The following is a 21,975-nucleotide window of genomic DNA, read 5'->3' on the forward strand; positions in this document are numbered from 1 at the left end:
TTTCCTCCTAATATAAGGTAATTATGTATGATTCTACTTTATTAGATTATTTACGACAAAAATAGAGCACAAAAAAAGACCACCTTATTTGCAAGATGGTCTTTCGTTTATACATTTGTACTTGTCCGTACAACTATAGATTAATAAGATAGAGTGTTGAGTTATCTACCCTATACTTTTATTAAATACTGCAGCAATCGCCTGCGCACGATCGGTTACACCCATTTTATTGAATATATTGGTCAAATGGTTCTTTACTGTATGCTCACTAATAAACAGGGTGGCTGCAATCTCTTTGTTACTGGACGCTTTGACAACCAGCTCCAGAACTTCCTTCTCCCGCGGAGACAGCCCAAACTGCTTCACAATCGCATCCAGTCCGCGGCCTTCTGCTCCTTCGGCGGTAAGAGTTTTGGTTGCCGGTGCTTTCTCTTCCACCAGATTGATTTCGGTCTGAAGCGTGTGTCTACTCAGTACAAACAGACGGAATTGACTGACCAGTCCCTGATCTACACCATTAATCTGCAGATCATTTACCACACGCATATCATGATCCCCTGCTGTTGCAATAGCAAAAGCCAGTGCCATAATTTGTCCACCTTTGGAATAGGAACCGGTGCCAAGTATACTCTGGTCGTCCTGAATATGCTTGTAGTCTTCGATCATTTCTGCTTCCTGCTGGAATAAATGCGGGAAGCTGCGCAGCATTGAAGGGTCGGTGCAAGACATCAGGCAGGCACGGCCAATAACTTCCGCTTCTTCCTTGATAATGCCGCCCCACATAGCAAATTCCTGTACAATTTTCTGGGCATCGGCTGTCAGCTGATAATGAGCGACATTCCATTCCCGAATAGCTTCATGCAAAATATGAGCAAATCGGTTGCTGTTCGACAAATACTGCTGTCGATCATGTACAGATTTCATCACAACACTGCCCATCATCGCCAGCGCCGACAGAATCTCGCGGCATTCTTCACCTTCCTGCTCATTGCTGACCGCAACGCACAGAACTGCTCTTGTCCGATCAGCGTAGACGATTGGATACTCCAGCATCAGCGAGAACGGCGTACTCGAATTAATGAAGGAACTCGCACCAGGTTTATCGCTATTATCGAGGTAGCGACGAGCTATGTCCTTGGCATACGTTTCGCCTTTGGGACTCTGCATTCCGCGCGCGACCATCTGTATTTTTCCATCTTCTGAAGAACGGTGTACTACAATGGATGCGGACGGATTCCACACCAGGTTCAGGCTCATGTCCACCAGCATGAACATGACACGCTGGATATCCTGCACCGATATAATCATGCGTGACAGCTCAATCAGCGGCTTAAAGCGCTGCAGCTGCTTTTCCATTTTCTCGTACGTAATATGGTTGCCGATATACCAGCCCATCAGGGAGATCATCGTTTCCTCAAACTGCGGATTGATACTTGGTGTAGAACGTTCTTTGAAGCTTAGGCCAAATAACAGTCCGTATACTTCATTCTCATAACGAATCGGGAAACATTGTACTTCATACACCGAATCCAACCCTTTTTGCTGGAAAAAGTGGTTCCTGGGGTCCCGTGATATATCTCTCCAGCGGCTCGGCTGCGCACTGAGTACCGCCTGTCCGAGGAAGCCTTCACCTTCATGAAATATTGACCCGCCCAATGTACCCGAATTCATCCCCATACTATTCATAATCGTATATTTGCCCGGAGCGGTCTTAAGCGCAAATCCGAACACATCGGCCAGATCGCTGCTTGCCAGTACTGCTCTGGTAATCTCTTCGATTGGATTCCCGACTCCCTGTTCGGTAATCAGCGTCTCATTGAGTGCATTCAGACGCTGAGTCAAGCGATTTTCCTTAAAGCTGGATTTCAAAATAAGCGATAGCGCCTTGGCGAATTTGGTAATCTTCTCACGCTTAAAAATCTCCTGATCCGGAGAAATTTCGCCGGTATTCTGAATCCAGCTACGCATTAACTCAATAAAGTCAGCAGGTGCACCACTTTCCGGTTGCAAATAATTGGGGTGCGTAATAATCGACTGCAGCGTCCCCTGCTGAATGAGTATACCGCCCCATACATACATGCCTGTATCGGACTGATCAACTGATACAGGCGCAATGAGCCATTTCACACCCGGTACCCATTGATCGGACAAAATAGTATGACGGATGCCTTGCAGCTTATCGATCTCCGTCTTGAACATGTTTTGCAGTTCACTGCCATATTTGTCAAATACGGAGGCATCGTCAATATTGGAAGGAGCCGTTATCAGCTGACCCTCATGGTTGGTCACAAAGACCAGCAGATTAGTCAGCTGGGCATACGTATCCTGAAGTTCCTGGCAGATCTCTCTGGTGTCATTCATCATGTGAGTATCAATCATAAGCATTCAGATCCACTTCTGTCTGTATATAAGGAGCTTTATACCGATAGATCGCACGCATCCCCTGTCCATTCTTTTCCAGAATAGACATCTCCGCCAGACGGTTCAGTGCTTGTTCCGTTACCTGCTGGCTGCGGCCAAGCCGCTTGGATAAGCCGCTGCTAGTCTCGATCGCATACGGGTTATTTTCAAAAAACAACGTGCATTCCATCTGTAATGTAATCACATCACTTTCTGCCACCATAAGGTCCCAATCCCTCCTTATATCAGTTGTACGAAAGGTTTCTCGGCTACATTTGCGATAATGTGTGGAGCAGATACACGTCCACTCGGAGATTTGGTTACCTGCAGATATTGGTAATTACCATCTACCCAGGTGCGAATCACACCATTGCATGTGCGCTCAAGGAACGAAGCCGTTTCCGTACCAATCTCGGCAAAGTTGCAGTGTACTACAATGGTAATACCCAGTGAGCGCCACATCGACATCTCTTCCGCAAAATAACGAAGCAGGAAATCTTTTCCTCGCTCGGAAATAATCGTATTCAGATCATAATATACAAACCAGCGCTTGTCACACAAATCTTCACATTCAAAAATTGGATTCAGCCGTTCGTTAAGAACCTGTGCATATTCTTCATTGGTTACTTTATCCACACGCACAATGGCTTTCTCCAGATCCGATTCCACTGCTCTGCGATAATGTTCAATAAAGAAAGCTTTTCCTTTGCGTGCTGCTTCTCGCAGTGATACACCAAACAGCTCGATCGTATCTGCAAAGGTATCCAGCGATGTATTACCGGACATCATCGTTACCGTACAATCATCATCTTTGATACGCTGGGAATAAATCGAAGACAGCAGATACCGGTAATTGGCTTTGCTGTTCGTATCAATCATAAATACGCTGCCCCGTGGAATACCACCTGCCAACAGATCATCCAGCGAATCGATACCGGTGGACAGCACTTCGGCTTCCCGAATTAGCATCTTGTCTTCCGCCATGGATAGGGAAGGCACAATGTATACACCATTATGGATAAATTTGTAGGTATGTTCACCTTCCAGAATACGAGTACCACGCATTTTCAGCACTTCAATCGTCCGCTTCCGGTATTTATCCATCAGCGGTTTCAGGGACAGGCGTACAATACCATCACAGATATAATTCTCAAAAGGCATGCTCATACCTTCAAACTCGGAATATTCCCGGATAAAAAAGGACGTAAGCGAATGCTTGCGCATAATGTTACGGATGGAATACACATTCGTCCGTACGTGTTCTTCATCTCCCACCATTCTAAAAAGACTGATGCTGTCGATAACTACCCGCTTGCAGCCGATCTCCCGGACAATCTGCTCGAACAGGCCATGAGGCTGGAGCATTTGTTCCAGCAAAATATCCGGCTCCATACAGACTACACGAAGCTTGTTTTGCCTTTCCAGGTCCCGCAGATCCCAGCCAAAGCTGGTCATATCATCATAGATCTGCTCCGGAAGTTCCTCGAATGTAATATAAATTCCTGGTTCATCATGCTTAATCGCGCCCTCTACCAGAAATTGCATACCGAATGTTGTTTTGCCGGTTCCCGGTTCACCTTCCAGAATAACTACAGCTCCAGGCGGAACTCCACCATATAGAATATCATCCAGACCTGGTATACCTGTACGAACAGCCTTCTTTTTCTGCATATATTGCTCCCTCCATCTGTAGAATATTTTAGTCAAGCAAGGGGTAGCTTTTCCTACGAAGATGACTGTACAGCAATTATAACAACCTATCATGGTTTGGAGAAAGATATTTTCCATTTTTGTAGAAATAGAAAGGTGTTTAATCAATTATACCCTTTTTTTCCAATTATCAATGAGGTATTCACAATAAATTATTCTGCCCCGTTCCAGCGTCATCGATATTCTTCGATAGCTTCCCTGCTCAAAGAAAAAGCCGGAAACCATCCAAGATTTCCAGCTTTTGCCTTATATTATTGTTACGCACAATCGCAGTAAAAAGATTAAACTTTTTTACCTATTTTTTCATTATTATGATTGAGGTTCCAGTGCCTTCTTCAATTCATCGGAAGAATTGTTCCACCACTCTTCGTTATGGCTGACCAGCAGCTGACGGAGAGCTGCTTTCGCTTCTTCATCCATGCCTTCCAGCATAACGCGGCGCTTAATCGCATAGTCCAGCTTGTTCACATGCTCGGCGAGAATTTTCCAGCCTTTTTTCTCTTCTTCATTAATCCACATCTCACAAGCAGTCGCTCCCGCGTAATTAGCACCCTCTGCCAGTTTGTCTACGGCTACCCAGACTACCCAAACCTGACGGCCGCCTTCCACCTCTTCACGGTTTGGTGTAAACTTGATACCGCGCTCGACCTTGCTCTTCGCATGCATAGCGCCAATATCAATACGCGCTTCGCCACGATCTACTATTATAGGAGAAACATTATTCAGGTTAATGGCACCTGCGCCAAATCCTTTGTGTTTGCTGCTTTTGGTACTGCTACTGATAATATTAAGGGATACTGCTTTTTTACCCGGTTGGTTTTGTTCCATGAGTCTACTAACTTCCTCTCTGTATTGGATATATGAGTCATAACTGTTTATAATGGTAAAGTGAGTTTGTCCGGCTGTTTTCATTTATTACTGTACATAATAACATCATCATTATTGTAACGAATATTAGTTTAAAAGCCAACGAAAGTCGATTCTTGTCATTTTTTCAGCAAAAAAGAGATTTAATTGCCTCAAATGTATAAAGTTTACAAATTTATAACCGAAAAAGATTAAAGAACAGGCAAGCATAAGCCCAAATAAGTACGAACAGTCACCAAATGACAGACAAAGATTAAAATTTTTTAATAATTACAAAGCTGATAGTGACGGGCTTTCTCGCTTGCTAACGCATTCATTTACCAAGTTATCCTTAAAAAAGGATGAATAAACGTTTGCCAAAGTAAAAAACCTCTGTTAAAATAAATCCAGCGAGTTATTAGTAACAACTTTGTAAACTTTAAGAATAAAGCTTGTAACTTTTGTCAGAAAAGATGAAATTTGTCGTTGAAGTGAATATGGACTACGGTGCAATCAATAAGTGTGAAGCCAAATTCCGTGGCACCGGGAAGCGGGGGAACCGTTTTGGGTGAATTGATCTTGTTTCGGAGGGATCATAGGGGAAACCTTCTACCGAATCCTTAAGCTAACCTCGCAGGCATTGGAAGGGGACAAATGATTTTGAATATGAAAAAGAAACTAACCGCCGCAGTAATGGGATTCGCAATTGCGTTTACTGTTATGGGGACTAGCAGTGCAAGCGCAAATTCCAAAATGGACCAGATCATCGAACCAGCCATGGGTACACCATATCGTATTGGTGGAACATCCTTCAGCGGTTTCGACTGCTCCGGATTTACTCAATATGTATTCGGTCAAATGAACATCGATCTGCCTCGTCAATCGACTTCTCAATACCAAGTCGGCGACGCTGTATCCAAAAATGATCTGCAAGCTGGGGATCTGGTATTCTTTAACACTACAGGGGCAGGCGTTTCTCATGTGGGCGTTATGGTAAGTAGCACTCAATTCGCACACGCTTCTACATCCAAAGGCGTACGAATTGATAATCTTGATATGGACTACTACCAAAACCGCTATGTGGGCGCTAAGCGTGTAATGAGTAACTTCTCTTACAGCAGCTACGCAGCCGAGTAATTAACAGCTATTCTATCTTTATATACATTTCATTTACCAACCGTGAGAGATTCCCGCCAGAATCTTTTGCGGTTTTTTTAATGCTTACTTATAAGACGTAACAACCTGGGAATAGGTTACATATTTTGAGTAAATAATTACTTTAATTTATAAGCCGACTGTTCAGGTAGTTATGTCTACTATATAGTACCCTGATCGTAATTATGGTAAACACTTTTTCCAGTAAAAATTAATATTTAATTTCCTTATACAAATGTGTTGGTTGCTCTAATAAAGTGACCATCTGCCGGTTCCTGTTTATTTTGGATTATGAATAATATTTCAATGTTAATGATTCTCTGCCGAAAAGCTTGAATGTCAACCGGACCACTTTTATAATTTGTAGTAAATACAAAGGATACGGTCTAAGCAAGCGAGACACCATTTATATACGATGAGGAGATGCTGTTATGAGTGACCTTTCTATACCTTATTTTCATACTGCTCCCCTCAATGAGCAGCAGGCTGCTGAAATATGCGAATGGGTGTATGAACCACCCTATGATATTTACGGATGGATGTCATGGGATCAGATGCAGGAGCTGGAGATCGAATTTGGAGATCCCGAACTGCGGCAGCAGCAGTATCTGGCTGTATTGGATGCCAAAGAAGAATTAGCCGGATTTGCTCAGCTGTTTCCTTTACAACAAACCATTCGACTGGGCATCGGCATGCGGCCTGACCTATGCGGTAATGGATATGGTACAGAATTTACGCTTGCAGTTGTGAGGACAGCTATTCAGCGAAATCCGGAAGCTGAGATTGATCTGGAAGTACTCACCTGGAATCAACGCGCCATTCGTACTTATCAAAAAGCAGGCTTTCATATTACCGATACATATACACGGCGTACACCGGATGGCATGAAACCTTTTTATTGCATGATTTATAACAAGCAGACTTCCTGACCCTATCTTCGATAATGAAATTTGCTCATAGTAAAAAGCACAGTTCGCAGTCTATATGCTGCGAGCTGTGCTTTTTTTGCGCGGGCTGCCGATATTCCGTGACCCTTGACTGTATGATCCAACAGCGTATATATAAACACACATCAATGATCCGTATTAGATCAGTGATACAAAAGTCATCTCTTCTTCACCAATCAGAATATTGATCCGGTGCGTATCCGGGTCATGAATAACAATCCCGCTGCCTACATGAATAACAGGCTCCGAACCCAATGCATAGAAGAGATCTTCTGCCAGCGCTTCCTGTACTTCACGCTTTTCACTATCTTGAAGCGCTTTCCACTCTTCGGATTCCATATGAAAAAACATATAGCTGTCCGGTATCATATCCAGTGCTGCAGTCAGATCTGTCAGAATTTCCTCGTATTCGCGACCATGTTTGACTCCCATACCTTTCCTCCTTTCAACTGCTCATATTGTCACAATTGCCAACTTCTTTCCATTATAACTCAAAAAACTCTTAACAAAGTATCATATTCTGTCGATAAAAAAGTATCAGCTTTTTAAGTAACGCCATCATTCCATGGAAGAGAATGATGCAGGAAATAAACTATACTCATGGACGAGGTGTATTATGCAAATTTCAACAATTATTGGCCTGGCACTCGGGTTGGTATCCCTGATTATCGGGATGCTGCTCAAAGGTGCTCCACTGGTCAGTCTCGTTAACAACCCGGCAGCTTACGTTATTATTTTCGTAGGTACTGCAGGAACTATCTTTATGGCGTTCCCGATGTCAGAAGTAAAACGTATTCCCAAGCTTTTTGGTATTATTTTTAAAGAAAGACCGCTTATGAGCAAAACAGAACTAGTCAAAATGTTCATGGAGTGGGCTTCCATTACCCGTCGTGAAGGACTATTGGCGCTGGAATCCAAAGTCGAAGAGATTGATAATACATTCCTTCGTAATGGTATGCGGATGATTATTGATGGTAATGATCAGGAGTTTGTTCAGGATGTTCTAATGGAAGATATTAATGCAACCGAAGAGCGTCACCGCTCGGGAGCTTTGGTTTTCACCCAGGCTGGTATGTACGCTCCTACACTCGGTGTACTCGGTGCCGTTGTAGGTCTGATTGCTGCACTGGCTGACTTGAGTGATATGGGTAAACTGTCACACGCGATCGCTGGTGCGTTTATCGCAACCGTTCTCGGTATCTTCAGTGGTTATGTACTGTGGCATCCAATGGCCAATAAATTGAAGCGCCTGTCGAAAATAGAAGTCGAAGTGAAGCTGATGATGGTCGAAGGACTTCTGTCTATTCAATCAGGCGTATCAACTATGGCCATTAGCCAGAAGCTGTCCGTATTCCTGACTCCTACGGAAGTTGCTGCTATGGACGCAGACGGAGGAGGTGGAAACAGTGAGCAAGAAGGGTAAACGACATGAACCCCATGAGGAACATGCCGACGAGAGCTGGCTGCTTCCCTATTCTGACTTAATGACTCTGCTACTGGCCCTTTTCATTACGCTGTTTTCCATGAGTTCCATGGATGCTGCCAAATTCGAACAGATGGCTCAGGCCCTCAGTGCTGCATTTTCCGGTGGTTCAGGTGTACTGAATGAGAATGCGATGGCTCCGACTGCCGGTAAAGTACCAAACAAAGATCCGCAGGATTCTACAGCATCTGCTGCTGCGGCTCCCTCGCAGGATACTTCCGCTTCTTCCAAGCAAAAACTGCGTGAACAGCTTAAAAAGCAGGAACAATACGATCTGGAGAACCTGAAGCGCAAACTGGATAAGTATATCAAGGAAAATGGTCTGAAATCTCAATTGACTACTAAATTGAATCAGTCGGAATTGAGTATTACGATTAGTGATAATACGCTGTTCGCTTCCGGACAGGCTACCGTCAAAACCGATTCCCGCAAACTTGCCAAGTCGCTTTCTACGATTTTGCAGGAGATTTCGAATTATGATGTCATTGTCTCCGGTCATACGGATAATGTACCGATCTCCAATTCCCGTTATACTTCCAACTGGAATCTGAGTTCGGACCGGGCGCTTAATTTTATGCAGATTTTACTGCTGAACAAAAACCTCGATCCACGCAAATTCAGTGCGATCGGCTATGGTCAATACCGTCCGATTGTGAGCAATGATAATAATGTAGGACGTGCCAAGAATCGTCGTGTTGAAGTCGCTATTGTCCGCAAATATGTAGACAATGATGTTAACCCTACGTTGCAATCTCTGACTGGCAATAAGTAACCAGGCATAACTATGCAATAACCTGCTTTTGAAAACAGGCAGATACAGAGCACTCTGTATCTGCCTGTTTTTTTGATTTTCTCACTGACTCTTTGCTTATTACGATTGAAAAGAAACAAGGGATTGCCTACAATTATATAAGGGCAAAAATAGCGATATTTCGACGTTTTTGACGATTTATTTGCGCATATTTATCCACAGAACGCTTACACAGCAAGGTTTTCCACAGCAAAATATAGTTATCCACAATTTTATCCACAAGCTGTTAACAACGAATATTTGTTCGATGTACAAGTACGATAAATCGCTATACCAAAAAGGAAGTGTTTTCAATTTTAATGGAACAACATACGCACTGGATGAGGGAAGCCATTCGGGAAGCAGAGAAGGCAGAACAGCTCGGGGAAGTTCCCATCGGTGCGGTTATTGTCAAAAATAATGAGATTGTCGGACGCGGTTATAATCTGCGTGAAACGACCCATGATGCAACAGCTCATGCCGAGATTCTGGCCATTCGGGAAGCAAGTGAATCGCTTGGTTCCTGGCGGCTATTGGACTGTACATTGTATGTAACGCTGGAGCCTTGTCCGATGTGCGCAGGTGCTATTGTGCAGAGCCGTATCCCTAATGTAGTCTACGGTACCATAGATCCCAAAGCCGGTTGTGCAGGTACCCTCATGAATCTGCTTCAGGAGCCGAGATTTAATCACCGTACCCAGGTGCTGGACGGTGTTCTGCAGGAAGAATGTGCCTGGTTGTTAACCCGCTTTTTCCGTGAACTGCGCTTGCGTCTCAAAAAGCCGAAGCCACTGCAGCCAGAGTAAAGGAGGTTCTAGCCATGTCGATTGAACTGTATAATACCCGTAAAGGAATCCATATCCGGCAACTTCAGCCGGATGATGCCGAATCCCTACTGGAGCTTCGCCTGCAAAGCCGTGAGGCGAACCAGCAGTATGAACCGCAGTACCCGAAGGACTTTTTCACCTTAGCCAGTCAGCTGGATCTGATTTATCGACGTCGTCAGGAGGCAGCTGAAGATCGCGCCTATCTGTTTGGCATATTCATCACCGAGAATCAGGAGCTGATCGGTACTCTTTCGCTGAGTCATATCGTTCGTGGTGTAGGTCAGTTCGCCGAGATTGGATATTCGATGAGTCATCTTCAGCAGGGCCAGGGATATATGACTGCAGCTGTCGAGTTGGTACTGGAGTATGCTTTTCGCTCCCTTGGTCTGCATCGTATCCAGGCTGGTATTATTCCGCACAATATCGCTTCACGCCGTGTAGTGGAGAAATGCGGCTTCCAGGCAGAAGGAATCGCCCGCCAACTGGTTAAAATTAACGGCCAGTGGGAAGATCATCAGATCTATGCTATTCTTGCAAGTGACCTGCGGGAAAAATCTTCCTCTATCTCCTACGAAGCACCTATGTCGCTTTCCGATCCAAAGTCTAACTAAACTTGCTATTTAGCTTGAATCTAGCCGGTATGCTATATCCATGAATTAGGCATACCGCAGAACCGGGATTAAAGCACATTATACATTTTTCCTCAAAAGACAAAGCAAAAAACCTCCCTTTTCGCTATGAACAGGGAGGTTTTTTTGAGACTATTGAAGATACATATCTTTCTCCTACAGACTGCTCTATTTATTCTGTGGATCTTAGTAACCCATTTCTTTTTGCAGCTGGTCCATGGTTACTACATCAGCACCTGTTGGGATACCCAGAGTAAATGCTTGTTTTTCATTGATTTTGGAATACTGGCTGCTTCCTTCCAGGGCTACTTTAACATTTTCTTTGGTATCCGGATTAGCGAATACAGCATCCATTACCATTTGTTGATATACCGGGAAGTTATCATCGTTGATTGCTGTATTTACATGGAACTGGTTCAGTGTCATGTATTTATCCAGCTCATTCACGGATTTGGTAAATTCGTTCTGGGAATCTTCCGATTGAAGCGACTTTTTCACTTCATCGATATCGGATTGTGTAATGTTCAGTGCAGAACGGTATTCTTCTTTGGACAGTACATCCAGTACAGCTGGCAGTGCCTGTTTTACAAAGATCGTTACTGCTTCTTTGGCATTTTCGTTGGTTACTGCGAACTGAACAACTTGCTTGGCATCTACGCCTTCAGGCAGAGCTGCATCTTTTTTATCTACATCTTTGAAGTATTTCGCTTGGTCGTATTTATCCAGTACTGCACTGGACAGCTCCTGGGACAGTTTTTGGCTGGTTTGTACGCTCAGCGGTTTGTACTCCTGTCCTTCCATCTCAGCCAGTTCTTTCATGTCCAGCTTAAGGAATTTGCCGACTATCGTCTCTGGCAATGGCAGCATAGGGATTTGCGGGATTTTGACATACAGTGTGTCCTGCGTCATTACCATTGGAACTTTGATATTGATTGCGCCATCGCTCAGGTTGACGTTCATTGTCATTTCCGTTTGCATTGGGTTACTCTGATATGCACCAGTCATGGAAATCTGTGCATTTTTCAGTGTATTGGCAATCTGCGCATTGGTTGGATCTGTTGATGCTGCGCCGTCAGCAGATGTGAATGCCAGATTCGTAATTTTAAACTGGGTTGTCATTGCATACGATGTCATTTGTGCAGCATTGGTTACAGCTGCTTTTACGGCTGTTTTCGGTTCTTCTTTTTTCGTACAGCCTACCAGTGCCAGTGTGAATACCAGCAGGATCGCCAAAAGGCTTCCAGTCAATCTTTTGTTCATGTTGTTACCCCTTTCGTTTGTGTCCATCAATGAAGTATTGCTCCATGTCTCGCAAGCAAACGTTTTACGGACTCCGCATCCATGATAAACCATTTTGACAGTATTTTAAATGACAAACCTAAAATTGGTTGCAAATAATTGCAAAATGATCAAATTTCACCTGAAATTCGGCTTTTTACCGACCGATTCCAGATTTTGTTTCATGCAAAAGACGATGCAGGAATCTCTAGTGAATATCCCTTTTCTTAAAACGTCCACCTTTGACATCATGAATATTACCGACTGCCATAAACGCATTTCCGTCAAAATGATTGACGATTTCCTTAAGCTTGGCTTCTTCCAGTCGGGTAATGACACAGAAGATAACCTTCTTCTCTTCTCCCGAAAAGCCGCCTTCTCCGGATAAATAAGTAACCGTTCTACCCAACCGACTAATAATCGCATCGCCTATATCATGTGTACGTTCGCTGATAATCCATACCGACTTGGATTGATCCAGACCATCGATCGTAATATCAATGACCTTGGTCGCGATATAGTAGGCGATAATGGAATACATCGCTCTGTCCCAGCCAAATACGAATCCTGCTCCGCACAGAATAAATACGTTCAGGATCATTACAATTTCTCCTACAGAGAAAACCGTTCGCCGGGATAACAAGATAGCAATAATCTCTGTTCCGTCCAGAGAGCCGCCGGAGCGCAATACAAGCCCTGTACCCAATCCGAGAAACATGCCTCCAAATACAAAGGCCAGTACCGTTTCTTTGACAAAGGCTTCGACCGGATGCAGCAGCAGCGTGCCGGTCGACATGACGGTAATTCCCAGCAATGTAGACAATGCAAACGTCTTGCCAATTTGCTTGTAACCAAGAATCAGAAATGGAATATTGAGCAGAAACAGAAATACTCCCAGCTTCCATCCCGTCAAATAGGACATGATGATCGATATCCCTGTAATTCCGCCGTCTGTAATGTTGTTAGGTACCAGGAACAGCTCCAGTGCAGCGGCTACTGTGGCAGCCCCCAGAATAATCAGCAGCGAGCGAATCAGCGTACTTTTGAGTGAACGTCTTCCGTGTTCTACCGGTGTGAACTCGGATACCGGAGGTTGTTTTACAGCCATGGCTTTCCTCCTTTTTCTATGTACGTACTTTCATGCTATATGGTGGCAACTTTTTTCCAGCTGTCCGAAAATGCAAAACGTTCACCCTTATATTATGGCATAAAATGGATGATCATCCTATATAAATCAAGCTATCTGCCACAAAACACAAAAAAAGCCGCTCCTCTTCGGAACGACTTGGTTATTGTAGATGTATGGCGGAGAGGGTGGGATTCGAACCCACGTGGGCTTGCACCCTAACGGTTTTCAAGACCGCCCCGTTATGACCGCTTCGGTACCTCTCCATTAAATCCTAATATTGCACAACACAAATATCATAACATACATCTTTGTACATGACAACTTTTATTTTGTTTTATTACCAATCACTTCTACACCGCGCATATAAGGACGCAGTACTTCAGGTACGATTACACTTCCGTCTTCCTGCTGGTAGTTCTCCAGAATCGCTGCTACGGTACGTCCTACAGCCAGTCCCGAACCATTCAACGTATGCACAAATTCTGGTTTGCCTTTGCTGTCTTTGCGGTAACGGATACTTGCACGACGCGCCTGGAAGTCCTCTACATTCGAGCAGGAAGAGATCTCACGGTACATATTGCTTTCCGGTAGCCATACTTCCAGATCGTACGTTTTGGCCGCACTGAAGCCCATATCAGCCGTACAGAGTGCCAGTACACGATAAGGCAGACCCAGCAACTGAAGCACACGCTCGGCATTGGCTGTCATTTTCTCCAACTCTTCATAAGAAGTCTCCGGTTCAACCAGCTTGATCAGCTCGACCTTGTTAAATTGATGCTGACGAATCAGACCGCGCGTATCACGTCCGGCGGCACCGGCTTCAGAACGGAAACAAGAGCTGTACGCAACATAATGCTTGGGCAGATCTTCTTTGGACAGAATCTCTTCACGATGATAGTTGGTTACCGGTACTTCAGCTGTTGGGATCAGATAATAATCAGAATCCGTCAGTTTGAACAGATCCTCCTCAAACTTCGGCAGCTGTCCTGTACCTACGAGACTATCGCGATTAACAATGTATGGAGGAAGAATCTCTTCATACCCATGCTCTTCACTGTGCAGATCCATCATAAAGTTGATCAGCGCGCGCTCCAGGCGTGCACCCATGCCTTTATAAAAAGTAAAACGGGAACCTGTTACTTTGGCTCCGGCTTCAAAATCCAGAATACCCAGATCCTGAGCTACATCCCAATGTGCTTTTGGTGTGAAATCAAATTGACGGGGTTCACCATCACGTCGGATCTCTACATTATCGTCTTCCGACGCACCTACAGGTACACTGCTATGCGGCAGGTTGGGAATAGAGAGAGTCATTGCATCGATCTCTGTCTCGAGATTACGAATCTCCTCATCCAGTGCTTTGATCCGATCAGAGACCTGACGCATCTCCAGAATCAGTTCCTCGGCATCCTCTTTATTCTTTTTGCGCTGAGCGACTTCTCCGGATACAGTATTCCGGCGGTTTTTCAGCTGTTCTGTCTCCTGCAGCAGTTCACGACGCTTGGTATCCAGCTCCGGGAAACCTGCGATCAGGTCCAGCGACTTACCACGATTTTGCAGCGCGGTAACTGCGCGATCATAGTCATTACGCAGTATTTTAACATCTAACATAAATAACCCCTCCTAATAAAATAACCTTAACTCCCGGTTCTCTTTATCGCCGACAGGGCAGCTCTTCCGCAGCCACCTGTATAGGCGGTAATCTGCCGGAAGCGCAATACACTGTACCGGGCAAGCGAGAACTTGCCGCCATCCGCAGAGAATCAAGTTCTACCGGCGGAAGCTGCCAAGAGTTAAGGTATGGTCAATCCTGTATATTCCTGTTTACATACATTTCTCTATACATTATAAGTCCAATAATCGATCCTGTAATCCGCTAATAAGCCAATTATTGGGCAGTAGCCAGAGACTGTGCCACCATATCCACAAAGTACTGATGAAGACGATAATCATCGGTCAATTCGGGATGGAAAGAGCAGGCTAGCAGGTGTCCCTGTCTTGCTGTGACAATCTCATCGTGATACACAGAGAGTACTTCGACTCCTTCGCCAACGTCCTGGATAAGCGGTGCACGGATAAATACCGCACGGATCGGCTCATCAATTCCTTTAACATCCAGATCGGTCTCGAAGCTCTCACGCTGTCTGCCAAACGCATTACGGGATACGGTCATATTCATGAGGGACAAATGTGCCTGATCGTGACCAGCGATTCGTTCTGCCAGTACAATCAACCCGGCACAGGTACCGAACAAAGGCTTACCCTGAGCAGAAAACTGCTGCAGTGCTTCAATAAAGCCGTATTGGCGCATCAGCTTGCCGATTGTTGTGCTCTCTCCACCGGGAATAACGATCCCGTCGATCTCTTCCAGCTGCTCAACACGCTTGACAGTAACAGCTTCCGCTCCTGCCAGCTGAAGACTTCGGATATGCTCTGCAACGGCACCCTGTAGTGCCAAGACACCGATTTTCATATGCAATCCTTCTTTCTTACCAGCCGCGATCCTGCATGCGCTCACCTGGAGTTAATTTGGAGATTTCAATACCTTTCATTGGAGCACCCAGATTTTTGGATACTTCTGCGATCAGCTTGTAATCATTATAGTGCGTAGTAGCTTCTACAATCGCACGGGCGAATTTCTCAGGGCTGTCGGATTTGAAAATACCGGAACCTACGAATACACCGTCAGCACCAAGATGCATCATCAATGCTGCATCCGCTGGTGTTGCCACGCCGCCTGCCGCAAAGTTAACGACTGGCAGTTTGCCGTTCTCGTGTACGCCGATCAGCAGATCATAAGCAACACCCAGGTTTTTCGCTTCCGCGTACAGTTCATCTTTAGACATGTTCTGTACTTTGCGAATCTGGCTGTTGATATGACGCATATGACGTACCGCTTCTACGATATTACCGGTTCCCGGTTCGCCTTTGGTACGGATCATAGATGCACCTTCACCGATACGACGCAGTGCTTCTCCCAGATCTTTGGCACCACATACGAATGGTACTGTAAAATCATGTTTATCAATATGGAATACTTCATCAGCCGGAGTCAATACTTCACTCTCATCGAGGTAATCGACACCCAGTGATTCCAGTACTTTAGCTTCTACATAGTGACCAATACGTGCTTTGGCCATAACAGGAATGGAGACCACTTTCATAACTTCTTCCACAATGGTAGGATCAGCCATACGTGCTACTCCACCGGCAGCGCGAATATCAGAAGGTACACGCTCGAGAGCCATAACCGCTGTAGCACCAGCAGCTTCGGCTACTTTTGCCTGCTCCGCATTCATGACGTCCATAATGACGCCGCCTTTTTGCATTTCTGCCATACCTCTTTTAACTCTCGATGTACCAGTTTCCATGTCCATGCCTCCTGATTATTTCTATAAGCATTGTGCATAGCATAATGCTGACTTCCTGATAATGATGTGATTCCGTCAGCTTACGCCATGGAAGTCATACGCACTGCCAGCGCGGATTGCAGGACAGAATCTAACTCATAATTTTACATGACACTTCTGCAATATACAATACATTTACTTCGAGCAGGTAAAGTGAAAAAGCGGCTATGAAAGAGAAACAGAACGTCTTTCCAATACACACTGTACATCTATTTCACAGCATGGTACAGGTTCAATTAGAACATATTTTTAACAGAATCGAACAGATCGCCAAACAGATCACCGATCGAGCGGAAGAACAAGCGCAACCAGCTTCCTTTTTCGACGGGTTCAGCAGCAATCAGGTTAACCGTAGTGACCTGATCCTGAGCGATACTGTCGTTTTTGTAAGTGTATGTGATTGTTCCAAGCGCTTTGCTTGCTGCGATTGGAGCAGTGCGTGCTGCTTCATCAGATTGAGCTACAGTGTACGTTACGTTTTTCGGCTCTGTGCCTTTTGGTACGACTACGTTAACAGCTGCATCGGTAACAACAGGCACTTCTGTTGCTGCACCTTTGACTACCGGAATAGTAGCTAGACCGGATACAGCGGATTTTGCACCAATGATTTGTTTGACTTCAAAGTTATCAAAGCCATAATCAAGCACTTTTTTGGTTTGTTTGAAGCGTTCTGCTTCCGTTTCCGCTCCCATAACGACACTGATCAGACGCATGCCATTACGTTCAGCTGTTCCTGTAAAGCATTGCTTGGCTGCTGCGGTATGACCTGTCTTCAAACCATCCAGACCTGGATAAGCGTATGCTTTGAAGTTGGTGATGGATGAGTTGGATTCCAGCATCCAGTTCCAGTTCACTACAGGATCTTTATCTGTCGGACGGAATTTGAAGGATTGAATACTGGTCACGTCGCTAAAATCAGGATGATCATCAACAATATGACGAGCCAGAATCGCTGTATCCATTGCCGACATTATCGTCTCTTTACCATCATCCGGACGACTTGCTTCCGGCATATCTGCGATATTTAAACCAGTCGCGTTGGCAAAGTGAGCTGTTTTCATACCAAATTCTTTGGCTTTGGCATTCATCAATTTAACAAAATCTTTCTCTGTACCGCCAATTTGTTCAGCCAATGCTACAGAAGCATCATTGGCTGATCCAATTGCCATAGCCTTATACAAGTCCAGTACAGTATGCTTATCACCTGCTGCAAGGAACACACGTGAGCCGATTTGAGCAGCAGCATTTTCAGATACGGTTACCACATCGTCCCATTTCAGCTTGCCTTGTTTGACATAGTCAGACACCAAGTATTCTGTCATCATTTTGGACATACTTGCTGGTGGTAGAGCTTCATCGCTATTGATAGACAACAAAATTTTACCGGTTGATGCTTCCATCAATACGGCAGATTTCACCTGTAATTCAGGTGCTTTGATATTAGATACAGCTCCTGTTTTGGTATCAGTAGCCGCTGTGGATTTGGTATCTGCGGCCTTCGAATTGGTAGCAGCTGCTGCCATAGCAGTTGTAGGAATAATCGTGGACATACAAAGCATATTTACAAGCATCAGTGATGCTACACTTTTTTTGATCAATTGACGTTTCGACTTCTTACCTTTTTGCGTTAATAACTTGCGTTCCAATGTATTAATGCTCCCCTCAAAGTCATAGCTTATGTTGTTCATGTAATATACAGTATTCGGCGTTTATGCATTTTAATGATGCAATCATCGGTAAATCTCCAGATCCGAATGATTACAGTCATCTCTTCCCGGATAATTCAGCTATTCAATAGACTACATAATAATCTATTTTGTAAAATAGCTGCTTATGTAACAGGCATAACATACGGAAAAGCCCAATATCACAATGACTTTCTAATTTTAGCACACGCCGCCATGCAAAAAAAGACAAGCTTGCTGAAAATCACAAGCTTGTCCGAACGTCAATAAAAATATAAAACGCCAGCCAGGTCGCTTAATCAAATTTTGTAACAAAAAGAGAATATATGGAACGTGTCTACTTCTTCTATATCACTTTTGCTACATCATTTTATGAATATGACCTGACTGACTATTTAAATTTCATTTCAGCTGCTGTCCATATAAATGCTGTTCATCACAAGTAGTCAGTACTGCTCTGCTGATAATAGCTCTCTTGTGCTGAGATTCTATTACAGAGAGTAGTTTGGTGCTTCTTTTGTAATTTGAATATCATGCGGATGGCTTTCGCGCAGACCTGCACCGGTAATGCGAACAAATTGTGTATCATTGCGCAGCTCGGACAGATCGGCTGTACCGCAATAGCCCATACCTGAACGCAGTCCACCAATCAGCTGATGAACCGTATCGGACAATGGTCCTTTGTAAGCTACACGGCCTTCAATACCTTCCGGCACGAGTTTTTTGTCATCATCCTGGAAATAACGATCTTTACTGCCCTGCTTCATCGCAGCCATGGAACCCATGCCACGATATACTTTGAAACGACGGCCCTGATAGATCTCGGATTCGCCTGGGCTTTCTTCCGTACCGGCAAACATACTTCCCAGCATAACCGCATCAGCGCCTGCTGCCAGTGCTTTCGTAATCTCGCCAGAGTACTTGATACCTCCATCGGCAATGATCGGTACGCCATATTCACGGGCTACGGTTGCACAATCATAAATAGCTGTAACCTGTGGTACGCCAATACCCGCGATAACACGAGTTGTACAAATCGATCCTGGACCAATACCTACTTTGACAACCGAAGCGCCTGCTTGAATCAGATCGCGCGTAGCTTCACCTGTAGCTACGTTGCCCGCTACAATTGTCAGTTCAGGGAACATGGAACGCAGCTTACGAACTGCATCTAAAATATTAATATGATGACCATGTGCAGAATCGACCACGAGCATATCAACACCCGCTTTAACCAGTGCTTCGGCACGTGCAAAAGCGTCCTGGGATACACCAACAGCTGCACCGACCAGTAGACGCCCTTGAGCATCTTTCGCTGCATTTGGGAATTGGATCGCTTTTTCGATATCTTTGATGGTAATCAGACCTTTGAGGATATTATTTTCATCCACCAGAGGCAGTTTCTCGATTTTATGCTTTTGCAGCAATACTTCCGCTTCCTGCAAAGTAGTACCTACCGATGCAGTAACCAGATTTTCGCTGGTCATCACTTCACTGATTTTCATATTGTAATCATGAATAAAACGCAGGTCACGGTTTGTAATGATACCAACCAGTGTATTATTTTCATCTACAATAGGTACACCGGAGATACGATATTTAGCCATTACTGCTTCAGCATCAGATACCATTTTGTCCGGAGTCAGAGAAAATGGATTAGTGATAACGCCGCTTTCGGAACGTTTTACGCGATCCACTTCTTCTGCCTGTTGTTCAACTGACATATTTTTGTGGATGACGCCAATGCCGCCTTCACGTGCCATAGCGATAGCCATTGCAGCTTCCGTTACTGTATCCATCCCTGCACTGATCAGAGGGACGTTCAATTTCACATTTTTACTTAGTGTTGTAGCGACACTCACTTCTTTTGGCAATACTTCAGACTTACGCGGCACTAACAAGACATCATCAAATGTTAGTCCTTCTTTAGCAAATTTTGTTTCCCACACGAGGATGTTCCTCCCTTTATTTGATTTGATTCCTATTGTACTGAATAACTCATTCCGCTCGCCTACTCTGTACAGACTTCCAGGATCATCTATAACAAACCCTCTGAAATCTTCCGTTAAAGCTATTTTCAGAAGTATTCAATCAACCGGATACTCTATTAAAACCCTTAAATACCAAGGAAATGTACGCCTTGAAAATAAGTTTCTGAAAATATATTATTGCCATCTTAGCAAAGGGGTTATAGGCTGTCAAGAATGTTCGGGGAATATCACTTAATTCCAAGCCTTTGCTCTTATAAGGAGTACTTTTGTCCACTCTCCAAGGACATTTCTGTTTATAATTCTTTTATGTATCTAAAGCGTATCATTTCTGTGGCGTTTATAATTATTCTATAGCCACTCTGTGTTTGTCCTAACTTAGCTACCTCTATATGTATTCTTTGATAATTCTTTGCTCGTTCTTTAATGATTCTTTACTCGTTCTTTATGAACTCTTTACTTGCTCTTTATGAGCTTTCATCGGCTTTTTTTGTATTTTATTTATGCTCTATCTATGTTGCATCTCATTTTTAGTATAATCCTGTTTATCTCTCGTCTTTCCACCTCTATTTTGATTTTTACCTTATGATATTTTCCATTTATCATTAATGAACTACAAATCATAATCCAGCTCATAACTTTTACTAAATAATTCATTATACATGTATTATCATAAAAACACTTTCAAATTACTTCACTACCATTCCCAATTAAAAGTTTATCCAATTTTTTTCCATAATTATGAATAAGCACTATAATATTGGGTACTTTATAAACAAACCACTTTAACCTCGAAAGGAGTTTGATTATGAAAAAGGGTATTGCTTCTTTACTCGTTGGATCTGCTCTATTGATTGGTACAGGTACTGGTGCATTGGCGGCTACGAACATGGAGGAAGTAACTGCATATTTGAATGATCAAATCAAAGTAGAAGTAAATGGAAATCCAGCAACATTGCAAACAGCTAATGGTACTGAGGTAACACCTCTTACCTATAACGGTACAACTTATCTTCCTGTTCGTGCAACAGCCGAGCTGATGGGAGCCAATGTCGTATATAATGCTGCTACAAGTACGGTTCAACTTACTACTGCTACAGGCAATACGTATGCAGGTAATGCTGCTTCAACGGGCACCACTGATACCAGTGGTACTACAAATAATATGAGTGGAACCACTACAGCTCCTGCTACAGATACAACTAATAATGCAGGTACAACAAGTACAAATACGGATACTACCGGCACTACTAATTCATTCACTGAGACCACTAATAGTGGTACTGTAAATGGCAATGGCGGTACTGTAGATTCTACTACAGGCGGTGAAGTAGAAAGTCCTGCATCTGGAACAAATGTAGATTCTACAACTGGTGGATCTACTAACCCGAGCCAGGATGACGATTCTATAGGTGAAGATAATTAATATATCTAATTTAATTCCGATACTATTATAAATAAATGAAATATGAAGTAGTTAAATATACTTCAAAATTTCATATGAATACTAATTAGTATCACAATAAGGCTCTTTCCATCAGGAAAGAGCCTTATATTTATAATCCTATTTTAAAAAATATATACCTATATCTATCTGCCCAAAATCTCGAAAAGTCTATGAAAGCTTACAAAAGCAAACAAAAAAGACGCTATCCAGTGGATAACGTCTTTCTTTTTGCGTCGCTTGGCAACGTCCTA

At 43.8% G+C, this 21,975-nt stretch carries 19 protein-coding genes, 1 tRNA gene and 1 riboswitch; of the genes, 7 read left to right on the forward strand and 13 right to left on the reverse strand.

Annotated features, from left to right (window positions below; all coding sequences use genetic code 11):
• Positions 1-165: 165 nt before the first annotated feature.
• From WH46_RS24540 to WH46_RS23090, 4 genes are all read right to left on the reverse strand, one after another.
• The gene (locus tag WH46_RS24540) at positions 166-2,379 is read right to left on the reverse strand and encodes a response regulator transcription factor (RefSeq protein ID WP_269430661.1); all 2,214 of its coding nucleotides are present in this window, start codon (positions 2,377-2,379) and stop codon (positions 166-168) included.
• Positions 2,372-2,623, reverse strand: coding sequence for a hypothetical protein (locus WH46_RS23080; RefSeq protein WP_017815678.1), 252 nt, complete (start codon positions 2,621-2,623; stop codon positions 2,372-2,374). The genes WH46_RS24540 and WH46_RS23080 overlap by 8 nt, the downstream gene beginning before the upstream one ends.
• Before the next feature lie 17 nt (positions 2,624-2,640).
• Entirely contained in the window at positions 2,641-4,071 is a 1,431-nt protein-coding gene (locus WH46_RS23085; RefSeq protein ID WP_046228509.1) for an ATPase domain-containing protein, read from the reverse strand.
• 348 nt (positions 4,072-4,419) lie between these two features.
• Positions 4,420-4,938, reverse strand: a complete 519-nt coding sequence (locus WH46_RS23090; protein ID WP_017815680.1) for a YwhD family protein — start codon at positions 4,936-4,938, stop codon at positions 4,420-4,422.
• A gap of 534 nt (positions 4,939-5,472) precedes the next feature.
• A riboswitch (cyclic di-AMP (ydaO/yuaA leader) is annotated at positions 5,473-5,611 on the forward strand.
• Positions 5,612-5,622: 11 nt separating this feature from the next.
• Here WH46_RS23090 and WH46_RS23095 point away from each other — a divergent pair.
• Positions 5,623-6,093 (forward strand): C40 family peptidase, encoded by a 471-nt coding sequence (locus WH46_RS23095; protein ID WP_026136421.1) that lies wholly within the window; start codon positions 5,623-5,625, stop codon positions 6,091-6,093.
• Between the two features lie 449 nt (positions 6,094-6,542).
• Positions 6,543-7,040, forward strand: coding sequence for a GNAT family N-acetyltransferase (locus WH46_RS23100; protein ID WP_046228510.1), 498 nt, complete (start codon positions 6,543-6,545; stop codon positions 7,038-7,040).
• Between the two features lie 156 nt (positions 7,041-7,196).
• Here WH46_RS23100 and WH46_RS23105 read toward each other — a convergent pair whose 3' ends face one another.
• The gene (locus WH46_RS23105) at positions 7,197-7,490 is read right to left on the reverse strand and encodes a hypothetical protein (RefSeq protein ID WP_017815683.1); all 294 of its coding nucleotides are present in this window, start codon (positions 7,488-7,490) and stop codon (positions 7,197-7,199) included.
• Between the two features lie 184 nt (positions 7,491-7,674).
• Here WH46_RS23105 and motA point away from each other — a divergent pair, with 184 nt between their 5' ends.
• The 4 genes from motA (at position 7,675) to WH46_RS23125 (ending at position 10,769) form a co-directional block, all read left to right on the forward strand.
• Complete coding sequence (gene motA, locus WH46_RS23110) at positions 7,675-8,481, forward strand: flagellar motor stator protein MotA (RefSeq protein WP_046228511.1); 807 nt, start codon at positions 7,675-7,677, stop codon at positions 8,479-8,481.
• Positions 8,465-9,313: a flagellar motor protein MotB gene (locus WH46_RS23115; RefSeq protein ID WP_046228512.1), complete on the forward strand. Its 849-nt coding sequence runs from the start codon at positions 8,465-8,467 to the stop codon at positions 9,311-9,313. Before motA ends, WH46_RS23115 begins: the two co-directional genes overlap by 17 nt.
• Positions 9,314-9,651: 338 nt before the next feature.
• On the forward strand, positions 9,652-10,137 hold the full coding sequence (tadA, locus tag WH46_RS23120) for a tRNA adenosine(34) deaminase TadA (protein ID WP_017815686.1): 486 nt from the start codon (positions 9,652-9,654) through the stop codon (positions 10,135-10,137).
• A gap of 14 nt (positions 10,138-10,151) precedes the next feature.
• Positions 10,152-10,769, forward strand: a complete 618-nt coding sequence (locus WH46_RS23125) for a GNAT family N-acetyltransferase (protein ID WP_046228513.1) — start codon at positions 10,152-10,154, stop codon at positions 10,767-10,769.
• A 204-nt stretch (positions 10,770-10,973) separates the two neighbouring features.
• Here WH46_RS23125 and WH46_RS23130 read toward each other — a convergent pair whose 3' ends face one another.
• The 8 genes from WH46_RS23130 to guaB all read right to left on the reverse strand — a co-directional run bounded on the left by WH46_RS23130 (position 10,974) and on the right by guaB (position 20,238).
• Entirely contained in the window at positions 10,974-12,047 is a 1,074-nt protein-coding gene (locus tag WH46_RS23130; RefSeq protein ID WP_017815688.1) for a hypothetical protein, read from the reverse strand.
• A gap of 226 nt (positions 12,048-12,273) precedes the next feature.
• The gene (locus tag WH46_RS23135; RefSeq protein WP_017815689.1) at positions 12,274-13,173 is read right to left on the reverse strand and encodes a YitT family protein; all 900 of its coding nucleotides are present in this window, start codon (positions 13,171-13,173) and stop codon (positions 12,274-12,276) included.
• A 195-nt stretch (positions 13,174-13,368) separates the two neighbouring features.
• Positions 13,369-13,457, reverse strand: a tRNA-Ser gene (locus WH46_RS23140).
• Positions 13,458-13,518: 61 nt separating this feature from the next.
• The gene (gene serS / locus WH46_RS23145; protein WP_046228514.1) at positions 13,519-14,805 is read right to left on the reverse strand and encodes a serine--tRNA ligase; all 1,287 of its coding nucleotides are present in this window, start codon (positions 14,803-14,805) and stop codon (positions 13,519-13,521) included.
• 277 nt (positions 14,806-15,082) lie between these two features.
• Positions 15,083-15,667, reverse strand: coding sequence for a pyridoxal 5'-phosphate synthase glutaminase subunit PdxT (pdxT, locus tag WH46_RS23150; protein ID WP_017815691.1), 585 nt, complete (start codon positions 15,665-15,667; stop codon positions 15,083-15,085).
• Between the two features lie 16 nt (positions 15,668-15,683).
• Positions 15,684-16,565 (reverse strand): pyridoxal 5'-phosphate synthase lyase subunit PdxS, encoded by an 882-nt coding sequence (gene pdxS / locus WH46_RS23155; protein WP_017815692.1) that lies wholly within the window; start codon positions 16,563-16,565, stop codon positions 15,684-15,686.
• Between the two features lie 275 nt (positions 16,566-16,840).
• A complete protein-coding gene (locus WH46_RS23160; protein ID WP_231584403.1) occupies positions 16,841-18,175 on the reverse strand; it encodes a D-alanyl-D-alanine carboxypeptidase family protein in 1,335 nt (444 codons plus the stop codon).
• A 605-nt stretch (positions 18,176-18,780) separates the two neighbouring features.
• Positions 18,781-20,238 carry an IMP dehydrogenase gene (gene guaB / locus WH46_RS23165; RefSeq protein WP_046228516.1) on the reverse strand — a complete coding sequence of 486 codons (1,458 nt, stop codon included), beginning with the start codon at positions 20,236-20,238 and terminating at the stop codon, positions 18,781-18,783.
• An 847-nt stretch (positions 20,239-21,085) separates the two neighbouring features.
• Here guaB and WH46_RS23610 point away from each other — a divergent pair.
• Entirely contained in the window at positions 21,086-21,703 is a 618-nt protein-coding gene (locus WH46_RS23610; protein WP_052714347.1) for a stalk domain-containing protein, read from the forward strand.
• Positions 21,704-21,975 lie beyond the last annotated feature (272 nt).

The organism is Paenibacillus dauci (genome assembly GCF_000971985.1).
Taxonomy (GTDB): Bacteria; Bacillota; Bacilli; order Paenibacillales; family Paenibacillaceae; genus Saccharibacillus; species Saccharibacillus dauci.